The organism is Sporosarcina sp. D27 (assembly GCF_000586555.1).
In the GTDB taxonomy this organism is placed as follows: Bacteria; Bacillota; Bacilli; order Bacillales_A; family Planococcaceae; genus Sporosarcina.
Genome location: NZ_AZUC01000014.1, coordinates 303,896 through 321,415 on the forward strand (window position 1 = coordinate 303,896; position 17,520 = coordinate 321,415).

Here is a 17,520-nt window from a genome sequence, read left to right on the forward strand (position 1 = left end):
ACAGCGCGATATTGCGGAATCGTGTGGTATACTTGAAGATAAGACTCTAGGGGGTAAGTGGCATTGTATGATTACATAAAAGGGTTCGTTACCCGAGTGACACCAGAATATATTACGATTGAAAATGGAGGAATCGGTTTTCAAGTGTTAACACCGAATCCCTATGCATTTCATGTGACGGAAACAGAACAACAAATCTTCATTCACCACCATGTGCGGGAAGATGCTCAGTTGCTTATGGGTTTTCTATCATTAGAGCAGAGAGAACTTTTTAGAAAACTGATCACGGTATCAGGAATCGGTCCTAAGGGGGCACTTGCCATACTTTCAAGTGGTATTCCATCACAAGTGATCAGCGCAATCGAGCGTGAAGACGAGGCGTTCCTTGTTCAGTTCCCAGGTGTAGGTAAGAAGACAGCTCGCCAAATGATTTTGGATTTGAAAGGCAAATTGGTGGATCTCTTCACCGAGTTGGACATGCCAGAAGATGATGGCAATACACTATTCACTCTCACAGAAAACGGGGCGCTTGAAGAAGCGATGCTTGCACTTGAAGCGCTAGGTTATTCAGCAAGGGAAATAGCGAAAGTGAAAAAAGCACTCGAGAAAGAAGAGTTATCGACAGAAGGTTATATGAAACGAGCACTTCAATTATTGCTTAAACAGCAGTAGAGAAAGCCCGTGAATTTTGTGCACGGTTGGAAAAGGAGGGAGAACAATGGATTCACGCGTACTTTCAAGTGAACTTTCGGATTTTGATGAAGGATTTGAGCAATCACTGCGCCCGCAACGGTTAGCGCAATATATAGGACAAGAGCAAGTAAAGGACAATTTGTCAATTTTCATAGAGGCAGCGCGGGGACGAAGCGAAAGTTTGGACCACGTGCTATTATATGGACCACCAGGGCTAGGGAAGACGACGCTCGCTGCTGTTATTGCGAATGAGATGGGTGTCAACCTTCGCATGACGAGCGGTCCAGCGATTGAACGTCCCGGTGATTTGGCGGCGGTCGTTTCGTCACTTGAGCCAGGGGATGTATTATTTATCGATGAAATTCATCGGTTGAATCGAGCGATTGAAGAAGTATTGTATCCTGCAATGGAAGACTTTTGTCTCGATATCGTCGTTGGAAAAGGACCTTCTGCTAAATCGATACGTCTCGACTTGCCCCCGTTTACTTTAATCGGGGCAACGACGCGTGCAGGGTCACTTTCTGCACCGCTTCGGGATCGGTTCGGCGTTCCGTTACGTCTTGAATACTATGGCATTGATCCGCTACAGGAAATTGTCATTAGGAGTGCAGGGTTGTTCGATGTGAAAATTGAAGACCAAGCGGCTGTAGAAATTGCACGCAGGTCAAGAGGGACTCCACGTATTTCAAATCGTCTGCTTCGTAGGGTGAGAGACTATGCGCAAGTGCGTGGCAATGGTACAATTTCTCTCAACATCGCAAAAGAAGCTCTGGAAATGCTGCAAGTGGATTCACATGGGCTTGACCACATCGATCATAAGTTAATGACTGGAATGATCGAACGCTTTCGAGGTGGACCAGTTGGATTGGAGACTCTTGCCGCAAGTATCGGTGAAGAGTCGGTCACACTCGAAGACGTCTACGAACCCTATCTATTACAAATCGGGTTCATTCAAAGGACCCCACGTGGAAGAATAGCGACACATTTGGCGTATGAACACTTTGGTTATCCACTGCCCGAGCAACGCTGACTTTACGACATTAAGGAGATTAGATGGAATGGATGTACATGATTTTGACTTTGACTTACCACAACGGTTAATAGCACAAACACCACTCGCAGATAGAACTGCAAGTCGGATGCTTGTGTTGAATAGTGAAACAGGAGAAGTTGCACATAAACACTTTCGTGCAATTGTCGATGAACTAGAAACAGGCGATATGCTTGTACTGAATGACACGAAGGTGCTACCAGCTCGGTTGATTGGTGTAAAAGAAGAAACCGGTGCTTCCATCGAAGTACTATTACTGAAAGAAACTGGTGACAATGAATGGGAAACACTCGTCAAGCCTGCGAAGCGAGTTAAGCCTGGAACGGTCATTACGTTTGGTGACGGTCGTTTGACTGCAGAGTGTATCGGTGTTGCCGATCAAGGCGGCCGCACATTTAAGTTTACGTATGAAGGTATTTTCTATGAGCTACTGGATGCTCTTGGCAAAATGCCGCTACCTCCGTATATTACGGAATCGTTAGATGATCAATCACGCTACCAAACTGTGTTTGCTAAAGAGCGTGGTTCTGCAGCTGCTCCAACTGCAGGATTGCATTTCACGGAAGAAATTTTAGATGAACTGCGAGCTAAAGGCGTTGGAGTAGAATTCATCACCTTACACGTAGGTCTCGGAACATTCCGTCCTGTTAGCGTAGATTCGATAGAAGATCATGAAATGCATGCGGAGTACTACCAAGTGACCGAGGAAACGGCTTCTGCTATTAATCGTACGAAAGAAGCCGGTGGACGTGTGATTGCAGTTGGTACAACGTCAACGCGCACGTTAGAAACCATAGCAAGCGAAAATGATGGCAAGATTGTTGCAGGTTCTGGATGGACGTCCATCTTCATTTTCCCGGGTTACGAATTTAAAGGGGTAGATGGGCTCATTACGAACTTCCACTTGCCAAAATCGACACTCGTCATGCTTGTGTCCGCACTTTCTACTCGAGAATATATTTTAAATGCCTATCACCAGGCGATCGAAGAAGAGTATCGATTCTTCAGTTTTGGAGATGCGATGTTCATCCGACCGTCAAGAAAGAAGGAGAACGAATAATGCCAGCAGTTACGTACGAACATATTAAAACATGTAAACAAACAGGAGCACGACTAGGAATTGTCCACACACCACACGGCTCGTTCGAAACACCGGCGTTCATGCCAGTTGGAACGATGGCGACAGTGAAAACAATGTCTCCTGAAGAGTTAAAAGAGATCGGTGCTGGAATCATTTTGAGCAATACGTATCACTTATGGCTTCGTCCGGGACATGAAATTATCCGTGAAGCAGGCGGTCTTCATAAATTCATGAACTGGGATCGGCCGATTCTAACGGATTCAGGCGGATTCCAAGTGTTTTCGTTGAGTGATATGCGTAAAATTGAAGAAGAGGGCGTTCACTTCAGACACCATTTGAACGGAAGCAAGCTTTTCCTAAGTCCTGAAAAAGCGATGGACATCCAAAACGCACTCGGTTCCGACATCATGATGGCATTTGATGAATGCCCACCTTTCCCAGCTACTTTTGAGTATATGAAAGCGAGTGTCGAGCGGACTTCTCGCTGGGCAGAGCGATGCCTTACTGCGCATCAGCGTCCTAACGATCAAGGACTGTTCGGAATTGTACAAGGTGGCGAATTTGAAGAACTGCGTAAACAAAGTGCGAAAGATCTGACGTCACTTGATTTCCCAGGTTACGCGATTGGCGGACTATCGGTTGGTGAACCAAAAGATATTATGAACCGTGTGCTTGAATTCACAACACCGTTATTGCCTGCTGACAAGCCTCGTTACTTAATGGGAGTTGGCTCACCGGATTCACTCATTGACGGTGCAATCCGTGGCGTGGATATGTTTGACTGCGTCTTGCCGACACGAATTGCCCGCAACGGTACGTTGATGACAAGTAACGGACGTGTTGTCATCAAGAACGCAAAATATGAAAAAGACTTTGGTCCAATCGATGAAAATTGCGATTGTCATACATGTAAAAACTATAGTCGCGCATACGTTCGTCACCTAATTAAATGTAATGAAACTTTTGGTCTGCGACTCGCGTCATATCATAACTTGTACTTTTTGCTCAATTTAATGGAGCAAGTACGGGATGCAATCCGGAATGATCGTCTTGGTGACTTCCGTGAAGAGTTTTTCGAACAATATGGTTTCAACAAACCAAATGCAAAAAACTTTTAATTCTTGTATACTAGTTTAAGTAGGGGGGGGATTTTAGATGAGTGCAACTTTAGTGAATTTGTTGCCGTTCGTAGCGATGATCGCAATTATGTGGTTTTTGCTGATTCGTCCGGCACAAAAACGTCAGAAAGCAACAAAAGAAATGCAGACAAGCTTGAAGCGTGGAGATAGTGTCGTGACAATCGGTGGATTACACGGGACAATCGACGCAGTCGACGAAACTTCTGTATTTTTGAAAACTGCAGACGGCGCTGTATTGCAATTCGATCGTCAAGCTGTCGGTCGAGTTACAGATAGCTCAACCGCTATTTAATACTGAAATTGAAGAGACCTGCCAGGTTTATGGGCAGGTCTATTTTTATGCCTTTTTCGTTTAAGCGACTCCAGTTGTGGGCAAGCTACGAACGAAAAAGGAGGATGTAGTCATGCATGATTTAGTTATTATTGGATTTCGCACATTATTTCTGTATGCGCTCATAGTTCTCATCCTTCGGTTGATGGGAAAAAGAGAGGTCGGTGAATTAAGTGTTATCGATATTGTCGTTTTTGTCATTATCGCAGAAGTGGCAGCATTTGCACTCGACTCACCAGACGAAAAGCTCATTAACTCCATTCTTCCCATGCTCATTTTGCTCGTCATTCAGTTTGTGTCGTCTTATATTTCGTTGAAAAATAAGAAGTTCCGAGACATAGTTGACGGGGATACGAGTGTAATTATTAGAGATGGAATAATATTAGAAGAAGAGATGCGAAAACAACGCTATAATTTAGATGACTTGTTTCAGCAATTACGTGAAAAAGAAATTGGTTCGGTTTTTGAAGTAGCGTTTGCGTATCTAGAACCATCTGGTAACTTAGCGGTATTTAAGTATGAAGACACTGCGCCTGTTCTTCCGTTAATTTCAGATGGATATATAGATGCCCGACACCTGAAAATCCAGAACAAAACTGAAGAGTGGTTAGTAAAAGAGCTCCGAAAAAAAGGAATAGAGGATCCGAAAAAAGTCTTTTACTGTTCCTTTGAGAATGAAGAACTCAAAGTCCAATTAAAACAAGCTTATTTGTGACGAGTAAATAATTTTTTGAAATGACGAATGTCATCGCGCTTCAATTGTCCAGTAAAAAATAAAACGATTGTGAGAAAGATCACTGTGATTCCACAATCCATCCAAAGACTGTAATTGCCGATCGGTAAAAAAATCGGACGCATGATTGCAGTCATGATGAACGATGCATAAGGAAGAGCAAACATTGTAAAGCCAGTGTCGGTTTTTCTGTTTTTCCTTAACGTTGCAATATGTAGGAACGAGGTGATTAGAACACCAAATCCAATTGCTAATATAGCGCCAGTTTCTTGAAGACCTGGTTGTGAAGCAAGTACAAACATGACAACCAATTTAGCAATTCCTCCGTAGACTGAATTCATCATTGCTGCTTTCGCTTCATTTGTAGCTTGCAAAATGGAAAACAAAGGACTTTGAATGTAATAAAAGAAAAAAATCGGGGCGAGTATAACCATATAGGACGCCCCTTTTGTAATATGAAAGAGTGATTCTGCCATTTCTTTACCGTGAATGAAAAATACTGCGGCTGCAAACGCACCAGTTAGGGCGGAAAGCCGAAGAGATAAATGAATGCGTTCCCGAAGCTTACTAATATTTCCTGATGCAGAAGCACCACTTACTGCGGGAATGAGGACAACCGAAAGCGCATAAGAGATAAATGATGGAAATAGCAGTAATGGAATCAGCACTCCTGAAATAACGCCATAGAGTGAAGTCGCAGCAGCCGCTGTAATTCCCGATACGGCAAGAGCGCGTAAAAAGATGATTGGTTCTAAAAACCATGTAAACGTCCCGAATAATCGACTTCCAGAGGAAGGTAATGCAACAGAAAGTAATGGATTAAGCGGATAATGACCATCCCTGTCGCGCCTAGCAGGGGTATTTATTTTGTGTTTTTTGTATTTCAGCCATAAATAGAATACCGAACCCGCCTCTGCGAGTAATGTAATTACCATTGCAATGGCAGCATTTAGTGGTGCATTTCCATCGACTAAGAAGTAAGGGAGTAGCCAAGTGATGAGTAAAATTCGGATGAATTGTTCAATGATTTGCGACCATGCCGTCTCTTCCAAACGAGCGATACCTTGAAAAAAACCACGAATCATTCCACCAATAGCAGCTATCGGTATTATTGCAATCCCCACATAAAGTGTTGTGGAAGTGGCAGAATTACCAAGTAACGTTCCTGACAGATAAGGGACGAATAATATTGAAAGTGGAATGAAAATAAAGCCCGTACACACTGTTATGAAAGTGGATGTTCGCATAACTTGTGAAAAACGGGCATTTTCACCTTTAGCTTTTAGTTCGGCTATGACTTTTGCAATTGCAATCGGTATCCCCAGCTGAACGAGCGATAAGAAAAAGATGAATGCCGGGAATGCAGTCATATAAATACCTACAGCTTCTTCACCAGCAACCCGCATAAATTGAATACGATAAACAAACCCAAGTAGTTTTGTCATGAAAACGGCAATCATCAGGATTACTGTACCGCGAATAAATGAAGACAATGATAACAACTCCTTCTCAAGTCCAACCAATTCATATACACTATTAGTATGCGGAAACATGTACATTTACAACTCTCTATTAAAGAAGGGATGAAAGTGAGTGGATATCAAATACGAGCAATTGTTTGACCATGTCCGCCCTGCAATTGAAAGTAAGATGAACGAGTTCCATTTTTACGGATATTCAACTGTGACAGAAAAGGATATTTGGAAATACTGCGTTCAAAAAAAATGGCGAAAGCGAAATATTACTGAGATGAGGACGTATGAGCTGATCAATGACGTTATGGAACTCACACCAGCAGAATACATGACCTACACTCAAATTGAAGAGCAACGGGGTTCTGATTGGTTTTCAGATTTGAATAGCGATGAGTTACAACTCTTACTCTCCCCAAAGAAGAATTTGGAAAATTAGGTTGTGGAGCGAATAGCATTTGACACAAGAGACTCTCTGTCTCATAATTATTGTGTTGATGTTTCTTTCGTACATAACACAGTAATACCGCTTCACATATAGAGGGGGAAATGGATCATGAAGAAAAGAGGACGGCTGGTCGCCTTTTTATTGTTGCTCGTCATTTTTGCAGCAACGATCGGTAGTACAGCGAACCCGATTTTAAAAAATGTAAAACTAGGTCTGGACTTACAAGGTGGGTTTGAAGTCTTGTATGAAGTTCAACAACTGAAAACAGGAGATAACAAGCAAAAGATTACAGAAGACGTCGTCGCTGATACTGCGAAAGCCCTTCGTAACCGGGTTGACGTACTTGGTGTCAGTGAACCGAGTATTCAGATTGAATCCAACAATCGAATCCGCGTCCAGCTTGCTGGCGTTGACGACCAAAAGAAGGCTCGTGAATTACTATCGACACAAGCAAATTTAACATTCCGTGATGCGGATGATAAATTATTGCTTGACGGGGATGATTTAAAGGCAGGTAAAGCGAAAGATAACTTTGGTGAAGGCGGTAATCCAGTCGTTACACTAGAGATGAAAGATCCTTCGAAGTTTGCTCAAGTTACGTCAGAAGTCGCTGCTAAAGCGCCTGAAAACGTCATGGTCATCTGGTTAGACTTCGAAGAAGGAAAAGATTCTTACAAAGAAGAAATGAAAAAACCAGATCCACGATTCATCTCTGCACCATCTGTACGTCAGACTATTAATTCATCAAACGTTGAAATTTCCGGTAGTTTCACAGTTGAAGAGACAAAAGATCTTGCAGGTATTTTGAATGCAGGCGCACTTCCTGTACATCTTGAAGAAGTGTATTCGACCTCGGTCGGTGCGCAATTCGGGGAGCAGGCCCTGGACCAAACGGTGACAGCCGGTATTATCGGTGTTTCACTGATTTTCATCTTTATGCTCGTGTACTACCGTATTCCGGGACTTGTAGCAGTAATTTCACTTTCCGTATACATTTTCTTGATCATGGTTGTCTTCACACTCATTAATGGTGTATTAACATTGCCAGGTATAGCTGCCTTGCTGCTCGGGGTAGGTATGGCTGTCGATGCGAACATATTGACCTATGAGCGTATTAAAGAGGAGCTTCGGGTCGGGCGTTCCATTAAAGCGGCGTTTGCAACAGGAGCAAAAGAAGCATTTACTGCAATCTTGGATGCCAACATTACAACACTTCTAGCAGCTGTAGTTTTATTCATCTTCGGGACAAGCTCAGTTAAAGGATTTGCAACGATGCTCATTATCAGTATTGCTGTCAGCTTCTTAACAGCTGTATGGGGATCTCGTCTATTGCTTGGGTTACTCGTGAACAGTGGAATCTTCGATGGAAAAACTAGCTGGTTCGGAATTTCACCGAAACGAGTCCACTCTCCTGAAGAAAAGATGGATACTTTAGATCTGTCAACGAAGTTCGATAGATTCGACTTTGTGCACTCACGCAAGCGGTTCTATACACTTTCAATCGTCTTGCTTATCGTAGGTGCCATCATCCTCGGGGTGTTTAAGTTGAACTTGGGCATTGACTTCTCGAGTGGTACACGTGCTGAGATTCTAACGGAAAGTGCTGTTACTCAAGATGAAATCAGTACGTATCTGAAAGATATCGGTTATCCGACTGACGACATCGTCATTTCGGGAGAGAAAAAGAACATTGGTGTCGCACGATTCAAAGACGAGTTCAGTCAAGAAGAAGTGAACGACATTAAAACAAAAGTTGCTGCGAAATATGGTTCTGAGCCAAATATTTCTACAGTATCCGATAAAGTCGGAAAAGAGTTAGCAAAAAATGCAATCAAAGCATTGCTACTCGCAGCACTTGGAATCATTATCTACGTTGCATTCCGTTTTGAATGGCGGATGGGTGTATCGGCTATTATTGGGCTGTTGCATGATGTATTCTTCATGATAGCGATCTTCAGTATTCTACGAATGGAAGTGGACATTACCTTCATCGCAGCGGTACTTACGATTGTCGGATATTCCATCAACGATACAATCGTCACGTTCGACCGGATTCGTGAAAACCTTCATAAAATCGGTCATCTAGACAACGAGAATGAGTTGGCGAACATTATCAACAAGTCACTTCGCCAAACACTCGGTCGATCTGTGAATACCGTATTGACTGTACTTATTGTCGTTGTAGCACTCGTTGCATTCGGTGCAGATGCAATCCGACCATTCTCAATCGCTTTGCTGATTGGTCTCATTGCTGGTACGTATTCATCAATCTACATTTCCGCTCAAATCTGGTTTGACCTGAAAAAGCGTGAAATCAAGAAAAACGGTAAAATCAACACTGTCAAAGAAAAGAAACAATGGGGATCCGACGAACCTATCGTATAATGTGTTTCAACGATTCCTTTAACAGGTATACTTAGGTATACCTGTTTTTTTTATGCCTTTTTAATGCATTGAGACGAGCTCGTAAATTCGTTACTTTCGTTCATGGTTCTATTTAAAGGAGGAAAAGCTTATGAAATCCCAATGGATGCTATTATTCGGACTATTATTTGCAATCATCATTGCAGTATTCGCTGTATTCAACGTCGACAAAGTCCCAGTCGACTATGTGTTCGGAGAAGCCCATTGGCCACTTGTCTTAGTCATACTTGGCTCTGCGCTGCTAGGTGCACTCGCGAGTGGACTTTTTACAGTTTTCCGTTCAGTTAAAACACGACATGAAGTCAAAGTACTGAAAAGACAAATCACAGAAAAAGAAGGCACAATTGCCAACCAACAAAACGAAATCGCGATGCTTCAAAAAACACCAGAACTCGCAAACGATGTCATAAGCGATTAGTAAAAGCCAAAAATTAATACAACAAGCGTCTTTGCAAAGCTCGCAAAGACGTTTTTTTTTCGGATACAATCCTTTCAGAAATCATCTACAGCCGGTATAATACCCTTGAGGAAGTGAATTCATTGATTAAATCAAACAAAAATTGGAAGATACATAGACCTGACGAAGCTCTTGTTGAAAGGTTAATGACGGAATTGAAATTGCCGTCACTACATGCGAAAATTTTGGCATCTCGTGGGTTTCAAGATCCTGAATCAGTCAATAAGTTTTTAACGACAGATGCAAGCGTTCTTCATGATCCTTTTCTCTTGTATGATATGGACAAAGCGGTAGCCCGTATTCAAACAGCTATAGAGAACGGCGAGCATATTGTTGTTTACGGTGACTACGATGCAGATGGTGTAACCAGTGTTTCGGTCCTAACAACGGCGTTAGAAAGAATTGGAGCGGATGTATCCTTTGTCATCCCGAATCGATTTGAACACGGTTATGGTCCAAACAGCGAGCTGTTCCAAGAAATTGCTGATCTGGGCGCGTCCCTCATCATTACAGTGGATAATGGAGTGTCAGGTATTGAACAGACCGCATTTGCAAAATCGATCGGACTCGATATAATCATCACGGATCACCATGAAATCGGAGAATCCTTACCTCAGGCAGATGCTGTCATTCATCCAAGACACCCTGAAGGAAATTACCCATTTGGTGAACTTGCAGGCGTTGGCGTTGCGTTCAAACTAGCAACGGCGCTTCTCGGTGAGGCACCTCTTGATCTACTGGAATTTGCTGCAATTGGAACGGTAGCAGACCTAGTTCCTCTATTGGATGAAAACCGGTATTTCGTAAAAGAAGGTGTCCGACGTCTTCGTATGTCGAGTCGCCCAGGGATACAAGCGTTGGCGAAAATCGGTGGAACAGAACAGCGACAATTTACGGAAGAGACGCTCGGCTTCATGGTCGGACCACGACTCAATGCACCAGGTCGTTTAGGAGATGCAGACCCTGCTGTCGAGCTATTGAAAGCAGAGGAAAGTGATGTAGCGACTGGAATCGCAAACGAACTGGACCGCCTTAACAAAGAGCGGCAAGCCCTCGTCAATGGAATTACAGAAGAAGCGCTCGCAATGATTGAAGAACATTATGGATCAGCTATTCCACATGTATTTGTTCTAGCTAAGGAAGGGTGGAATCCGGGGGTTATTGGAATCGTCGCTTCCCGAATAACCGAGAAATTCCATCGGCCTTCAATTATCCTGTCAATTGACTCAGTTGCTGAAACTGTAAAAGGATCTGCACGCAGTATAGAAGGCTTTGACCTTTACCAGGAACTCTCAAAAAACAAAGAATTACTTCCACACTTCGGTGGCCATGCAATGGCTGCAGGTATGACGCTTGCCCTAACGGATGTAGACGTCCTACGAGACCGGCTGAATGAACAAGCAGGACAGGTGTTAACAGATGACCAGCTCATCGCGACTGTTCAAATTGACGTCCCGCTGACAATCGATGAAATTGAAGTGGAAGTATTAGAATCATTGGAACAGTTACGTCCTTTTGGAATGGCCTTCCCTAAACCGATGTATATGATCGAACAAATTACAGTCGGTTCCATCAGGAAAATCGGGTCTGCAAAAAACCATTTGAAACTTGAACTAGAAGATGGTGCGAGTAAATTGGATGCGATCAGCTTTGGTTCTGGAGAACTTGCAGATGAAATGACACAGGGTATGTCTCTGATGGTGACAGGGGATTTGCAGGTGAATGAATGGAATAATTTTAAAAAGCCTCAAATCTTACTCCAAGATATCCGTTCTGATGAGCGTCAAGTGTTCGATTTGAGAGGAATCCGTGATCCGCTTCGCTGGATTCATACAATTCCTAAGGAAAATACTCTCTATATTGCGTTCCAACCTCAAACGAAAACTCACTTCCTGCCGATTCTTCAAGGAAGAGAAATCAAGTTGTATGACGAGCGACAGGTAGATGGAACGATAGAACACGTTGTGTTACTAGATATGCCTGAACAACAAGAACAGCTCGAGTTGTTATTAAGTGAGTACGATCCAGGCCGGATATATGCTCATTTCTATGCACCGGATTCGCGGTATTTTGATGGCATTCCGGATCGAACAGAGTTTGGATGGTACTTCAGCTTTTTGAAAAAGCGGGGTACATTCGATTTATCCGCACAAGCCGATCAGCTAGCTAAACACAAAGGTTGGAAATTAGATACAATTTATTTCATGTCGAGAGTGTTTTTTGATTTAGGATTTGTTAAGATAGAGAATGGTGTTGTTTATATCGAACCAACAGCAGGCAAGAAGGATCTTGCCGATGCACCTGCTTACCAAGAACGGAAAAGACAGATTGAAATGGAAGAACGGATGCTGTATGCCCCTTACCATGAGCTTAAGCAATGGTTTCAAAAGGTGCATCAGGAGATAGCCGTCAAGGAGGAAACAGTATGGACTTGAAACAATTCGTAACAGTAGTTCCCGATTATCCGAAAAAAGGGATTAGCTTTAAAGATATTACAACAATCATGGATAATGGAGAAGCTTACAAGTATGCGACTGACCAAATCGTGGAGTATGCAAAAGAAATGGGTGCTGAACTTATTGTGGGGCCTGAAGCTCGTGGATTCATCATCGGATGTCCAGTTGCTTATGCACTTGAAATCGGTTTTGCACCGGTTCGCAAACCAGGTAAATTACCTCGCGAAACGATTGCAGTCAATTACGATTTAGAATACGGTGTTGACCAACTAACCATCCATAAAGATGCCATCAAACCAGGACAACGCGTTCTCGTAGTGGACGACCTTCTTGCTACAGGCGGAACAGTTGGCGCTACAGTTGAACTTGTTGAAAAGCTAGGTGGGGTCGTTGCAGGCTGTGCATTCCTTATTGAACTCACTTACTTGGATGGACGGAGAAAACTGGAAAACCACAATATTCTTTCCCTAATGAAATACTAATTTTTCTCTCCTCCGCAATTTTCGCGGGGGAGTTTTTGTTTTATCAGAAATAATATATGACTAACTAAAAAAATTCTTAAATTTGAAAAATTATTTGACAGGTTCAGACATGCTTTCGACACAGTGACGAAACTCCTTGAATTCATTTCTTTACAAATCTTCTATTTTCGCCATACAATAGAGGTATGTTTATTTTTTCGGAAATTGCTTGAAAGAGGTGAGAGAATGGCTAAAAATCAGGATTTAACGGCACAGGATATATTTGAACTTGTCGGTTCCTATATGAATAACGAACACGTCGCATTTGTCGAAAAAGCGTACGAAGCTGCAAAGAGAGCGCATGAAGGTCAGTTCAGAAGTTCTGGAGAGCCTTACATTCTCCATCCGGTGCAAGTAGCTGGGATTCTTGCAGAGCTTCAGATGGATCCTTCGACAGTGGCTGCAGGCTTTTTGCATGACGTTGTAGAAGATACTGAAATTGGCAGAGATGATATCGTCAAGGACTTCGGGGAAGAAGTTGCTATGCTTGTCGATGGTGTCACCAAACTCGAAAAGTTGAAGTTTAAAACGAATGAAGAAAAACAAGCTGAAAATCACCGTAAGATGTTTATCGCAATGGCTCAAGATATTCGGGTCATTCTTATTAAACTGGCGGATCGTTTGCATAATATGAGGACGTTAAAGTATGTGAAAGAAGAAAAACAACGTCGGATCTCTGCAGAAACTCTTGAAATATTTGCACCGCTAGCGCATCGACTCGGAATATCTGCGATTAAATGGGAGCTTGAAGACATCGCCCTTCGCTATTTAAACCCCCAGCAATATTACCGCATCGTCAACCTCATGAAGCAAAAGCGTGTAGAACGAGAAAACTACTTGGCTAACGTCATGGAACAGATTCATAATGAAATTGGCACGATGGACATTCATGCTGAATTGTCCGGTCGACCTAAGCATTTGTACTCCATTTATAGAAAAATGGTCTTACAGAAAAAAGAATTCAACGAAATTTACGATTTGCTTGCGGTCCGCATTGTTGTCAAAAGCATTAAAGATTGTTATGCAGTCCTTGGCATTATCCATACTCTTTGGAAGCCTATGCCTGGGCGCTTCAAAGACTATATTGCGATGCCAAAGCAAAATTTGTATCAATCGTTGCATACAACTGTTGTTGGTCCTGCGGGTGACCCTCTTGAAGTGCAGATCCGTACGGAAGAGATGCACAAAATTGCTGAATTCGGGGTTGCTGCACACTGGGCGTATAAAGAGGGAATCACTGCAGATCATCCAGATACGATTGACTCCAAGTTAACTTGGTTCAGAGAAATATTGGAAATGCAAAATGAGTCTTCGAATGCAGAAGAGTTCATGGAGTCACTGAAATTCGACCTATTCTCGGATATGGTCTACGTATTCACACCTGAAGGGGACGTAATCGAACTTCCGAAAGGTTCCGTTCCAATCGATTTTGCATATCGTGTTCACTCCGAAGTTGGGAATCGTACAATCGGTGCGAAAGTGAATGGTAAAATGGTTCCGCTTGAAACCGAATTATTTACAGGTGATATCGTGGAAGTGTTAACGTCTAAACAGTCGTTTGGACCAAGCCGTGATTGGTTGAAGATCGCCAATACGTCTCAAGCACGGAACAAGATCCGCCAGTATTTTAAAAAGCAATTGCGTGAAGAAAACATATATCGTGGAAAAGAATTGCTTGAAAAAGAAGTGAAGCATCAGGAATTTGTTCAACGAGAAGTAGTCACACCAGAGAGCTTACGGCGCGTTATTGATAAATTTAGTTTTACATCTGAAGAAGATATGTATGCAGCAATCGGTTCAGGTGGAATTACCGCACAGCAAGTCGTCAATCGGATGACGGACAAGATCCGGAAAGAGCGGGAACAGAAAGATGCAATTGATAAAATTGTGTCTGAGATTAAGACTCAGCCGCCACCACCAATGACAGAATCAGGTGTTGTCGTCAAAGGGTTGGAAAACCTGCTCATTCGCTTATCTAAATGTTGTAATCCGGTCCCTGGTGATGAGATTGTAGGGTTCATCACAAAAGGACGGGGCGTATCGGTCCACCGTGTAGACTGTCCGAATATCCATGCAGACGGGGAGCAAGAGGATCGATTAATAGACGTAAGTTGGGCAGTTTCAGGTACTGAAAGCGTCAAGAAAGAATTCCAGGTCGATATTGAAATTACAGGCTATGATCGACAAGGTCTCTTAAACGAAGTAATGATGGCGGTAGTGGATACCAAAACTCCAATTGTGGCGGTTTCTGGCAAAGCTGATCGCGTGAAAATCGCCCACATCAGTATGTCTATCAAAATTACAGACCTACAGCACTTGCAACGGATTGTCGATAAAATCAAACAAGTTCGAGACATCTACTCCGTTCAACGTATTATTAATTAACAAAGAGGTGTCTTAACATGAAAGTAGTTCTTCAACGTTCTAAGAATGCTTCAGTGACAGTAGATGGTACCGTGACAGGCGCGATTGAGCATGGGTATGTATTACTCGTCGGCCTCACGCACACGGACACACAAGAAGATGCAGCGTATGTTGCAAAAAAAATCGCAAGTCTTCGGTTGTTTGAGGACGAAAACGGAAAGATGAATCGCTCTATAGAAGAAACGAATGGAGCCATTCTTTCGGTTTCTCAATTCACGCTTTATGGGGATACGCGTAAAGGAAGACGCCCGAGTTTTATTGAAGCAGCGAGACCGGAAACGGCAGAGCCCCTTTACGATTATTTCAACGAACAGCTTCGTGCCTACGGTTTGACTGTGGAAATGGGCATTTTCGGTGCAATGATGGATGTAGCTATCGTGAACGACGGTCCAGTGACTATAATTGTTGAATCCAAATAAAAACGTCCGCTGCAGCCAAGTGTTGGCTTGCAGTGGACGTTTTTTATTGTGCGTCAAAATATTGAAGAAGTCCTTTGTAAATTCCTTGCGAGGCTTGTTCACGGAAATAAGAACTCGTAAGTACACGCTCTTCAGATGAATTAGAAAGGAATCCTAATTCAATGAGGACGGCAGGCAATCTATTTTCACGGAGAACTAAGTAATTCGCAGGCTGTGTTCCACGATTGGTTAAATCTATGGAGCCGGAAAGGCCACCATTAATAGCTTGTGCAAAGGAATGTTGAGTAGACTGCGTATAATATGTGGTGAATCCTGTGATCGATCGGTCTGGATTCGCATCATAATGCAGACTGACAAAAGCATCTGCACCTTCCTGGTAAGCAATGGCTGTACGTTTTCGGAGTGATACGTACGTATCCGAATTTCGTGTCATAACGACTGTAGCTCCTGCATCTTTTAACTTCCCAGCAAGTAGTTCAGCAGTTAGTAAGGTTAAATCTTTTTCGTCTGTTCCATGTGTGCCAGTTGTGCCACGGTCATTGCCACCATGACCTGGATCTAAGGCAATAGTGATTCCTTTTAAGGTACCTGGCACTCGCTTTGGTTTTTTCGGACCTGCAGTTTTCGAAGCGGTGGAAGCCTCAGAAGAATTGACAACCCATTCAGCGACGTATGCGGTTCCACCAGTTGGCAGATTGACCTCATACCAGTCATCTTTCTTCTCAACCACTCTGAACACATCTCCAGCGTCAGCACGTAAAGCAACTTCTGACGATGTAGTAGGTTTTACACGGATATTTGTCCCGTTTGTAACAATCGAGACGGTCTTTGTAGAGCTTTTTGAAGGATTTGAGCTCTTACTTGAAAGTTCACCATGGAATGAGTAGACCCAACCGGATTTTTTACCTGATAATGAAATCTTGACCCAATTGCCCTCTATTTTTTGAATGGGGTAGGTTTCATTCTTGCTCACATTTCCAATTCGTCTAGAGGTCTGATCCGGCTTCTTCCGGACATTCAATTTGTCAACGGTCACAGTAAACGTATTTGCATCAGTAACTTTGGGTTTCTCCGACTTTGTTTCGGTCTGCTTTTGGTCTGAATCTACCTCAGTTATGTATGTCGTGTGGACCCATCCTTCCATGCCGTCAACGATAATTGAAGCCCATTCGCCTTGATATTCAACCAGTTCTGCGAGATCACCGGAACGTAATTTTCCAATAGCTGCAGAAGTAATGGAAGGGGACGATCGGATATTCAATGAATCAACACGGGAGACGATGGTTTTTTCGTCTTCGGATCCGCTGGCGGTGGATTTTGTAAGCCAAGAAGCAATCCAACCGGTTTCACCATCAACAGATACTTGTAACCAATCATCTGAACGATCGATGACTTGCACTTTTTGTCCTTTTTTTAGTTTTCCTGTTAAGGAATAAGTGAGTCCAGGTCCAGAACGTACATTTAGTGTAGGAGAATCGACAACTACCGTTTGTCCTGAAGAATCCGCAGTAGCGGGTTGTGCATTTAGCAGCGTAACCGATAACAATAGGACAGCGGCTACTAGTTTCGCAAGTTTTGCCATTCCATCACTCTCCTTTCTCATTATTGTAAAAGAGATTGTCGAAAAAAACTAGAGGAAATGAAAAAGGTTGACACATTTGCAACAGATGGTACTATTATTGTTAACTACATGAAGTATTCATGTCGAAGACTTGGAAAGTAATCAAGAACGTGTCTGAACAGAGAAGGGTGGACGTGGCTGAAATCCCCCAACAGACTAACTTGACGAACAACACCAACGAGACTCTTTACTGAAACGCCTGCGCGGCATACTAGGTAAAGACGGAGCCGGCCGTTATCCGGATACGAGT

The 17,520-nt window shown here is 43.0% G+C and carries 15 protein-coding genes and 1 other annotated feature (1 of these 16 running past the window's edge); of the genes, 13 read left to right on the forward strand and 2 right to left on the reverse strand.

The annotated features are described in order from the left end of the window. Positions 1–63: 63 nt before the first annotated feature. From ruvA to N693_RS0104265, 6 genes are all read left to right on the forward strand, one after another. Positions 64–672 carry a Holliday junction branch migration protein RuvA gene (gene ruvA, locus N693_RS0104240; RefSeq protein WP_025783531.1) on the forward strand — a complete coding sequence of 203 codons (609 nt, stop codon included), beginning with the start codon at positions 64–66 and terminating at the stop codon, positions 670–672. A 46-nt stretch (positions 673–718) separates the two neighbouring features. Next, positions 719–1,723, forward strand: coding sequence for a Holliday junction branch migration DNA helicase RuvB (ruvB, locus tag N693_RS0104245; protein ID WP_025783532.1), 1,005 nt, complete (start codon positions 719–721; stop codon positions 1,721–1,723). 28 nt (positions 1,724–1,751) lie between these two features. Beyond that, the gene (gene queA / locus N693_RS0104250) at positions 1,752–2,804 is read left to right on the forward strand and encodes a tRNA preQ1(34) S-adenosylmethionine ribosyltransferase-isomerase QueA (protein ID WP_025783533.1); all 1,053 of its coding nucleotides are present in this window, start codon (positions 1,752–1,754) and stop codon (positions 2,802–2,804) included. Beyond that, positions 2,804–3,943 (forward strand): tRNA guanosine(34) transglycosylase Tgt, encoded by a 1,140-nt coding sequence (gene tgt, locus N693_RS0104255; RefSeq protein ID WP_025783534.1) that lies wholly within the window; start codon positions 2,804–2,806, stop codon positions 3,941–3,943. Before queA ends, tgt begins: the two co-directional genes overlap by 1 nt. A 37-nt stretch (positions 3,944–3,980) precedes the next feature. After that, positions 3,981–4,256 (forward strand): preprotein translocase subunit YajC, encoded by a 276-nt coding sequence (gene yajC, locus N693_RS0104260; protein WP_025783535.1) that lies wholly within the window; start codon positions 3,981–3,983, stop codon positions 4,254–4,256. Between the two features lie 112 nt (positions 4,257–4,368). Then, entirely contained in the window at positions 4,369–5,010 is a 642-nt protein-coding gene (locus N693_RS0104265) for a DUF421 domain-containing protein (RefSeq protein ID WP_025783536.1), read from the forward strand. On the opposite strand, the gene N693_RS0104270 is transcribed toward N693_RS0104265, so the two are convergent. After that, positions 5,001–6,521 carry a polysaccharide biosynthesis protein gene (locus tag N693_RS0104270; protein ID WP_025783537.1) on the reverse strand — a complete coding sequence of 507 codons (1,521 nt, stop codon included), beginning with the start codon at positions 6,519–6,521 and terminating at the stop codon, positions 5,001–5,003. The two genes, N693_RS0104265 and N693_RS0104270, sit on opposite strands and share 10 nt — an antisense overlap. 100 nt (positions 6,522–6,621) lie before the next feature. On the opposite strand from N693_RS0104270, the gene N693_RS0104275 reads away from it, so the two are divergent. From N693_RS0104275 to dtd, 7 genes are all read left to right on the forward strand, one after another. Next, a complete protein-coding gene (locus N693_RS0104275) occupies positions 6,622–6,939 on the forward strand; it encodes a post-transcriptional regulator (protein WP_025783538.1) in 318 nt (105 codons plus the stop codon). A gap of 117 nt (positions 6,940–7,056) precedes the next feature. After that, the gene (gene secDF, locus N693_RS0104280; protein ID WP_025783539.1) at positions 7,057–9,333 is read left to right on the forward strand and encodes a protein translocase subunit SecDF; all 2,277 of its coding nucleotides are present in this window, start codon (positions 7,057–7,059) and stop codon (positions 9,331–9,333) included. A gap of 130 nt (positions 9,334–9,463) precedes the next feature. Further along, on the forward strand, positions 9,464–9,790 hold the full coding sequence (locus N693_RS0104285) for a lipopolysaccharide assembly LapA domain-containing protein (protein WP_025783540.1): 327 nt from the start codon (positions 9,464–9,466) through the stop codon (positions 9,788–9,790). Between the two features lie 122 nt (positions 9,791–9,912). Then, positions 9,913–12,264: a single-stranded-DNA-specific exonuclease RecJ gene (recJ, locus tag N693_RS0104290; RefSeq protein WP_025783541.1), complete on the forward strand. Its 2,352-nt coding sequence runs from the start codon at positions 9,913–9,915 to the stop codon at positions 12,262–12,264. After that, entirely contained in the window at positions 12,255–12,767 is a 513-nt protein-coding gene (locus N693_RS0104295; RefSeq protein ID WP_025783542.1) for an adenine phosphoribosyltransferase, read from the forward strand. The genes recJ and N693_RS0104295 overlap by 10 nt, the downstream gene beginning before the upstream one ends. Positions 12,768–12,992: 225 nt before the next feature. Continuing rightward, positions 12,993–15,191, forward strand: coding sequence for a bifunctional (p)ppGpp synthetase/guanosine-3',5'-bis(diphosphate) 3'-pyrophosphohydrolase (locus N693_RS0104300; RefSeq protein WP_025783543.1), 2,199 nt, complete (start codon positions 12,993–12,995; stop codon positions 15,189–15,191). A 17-nt stretch (positions 15,192–15,208) separates the two neighbouring features. After that, positions 15,209–15,649, forward strand: a complete 441-nt coding sequence (gene dtd, locus N693_RS0104305) for a D-aminoacyl-tRNA deacylase (protein ID WP_025783544.1) — start codon at positions 15,209–15,211, stop codon at positions 15,647–15,649. A 43-nt stretch (positions 15,650–15,692) separates the two neighbouring features. Here the strand turns inward: dtd and N693_RS18890 are convergent, their stop codons facing one another. Next, on the reverse strand, positions 15,693–17,231 hold the full coding sequence (locus N693_RS18890) for an N-acetylmuramoyl-L-alanine amidase (RefSeq protein WP_037592662.1): 1,539 nt from the start codon (positions 17,229–17,231) through the stop codon (positions 15,693–15,695). Between the two features lie 116 nt (positions 17,232–17,347). Further along, positions 17,348–17,520 (forward strand) — a binding site (T-box leader) (it continues 63 nt past the right edge of the window).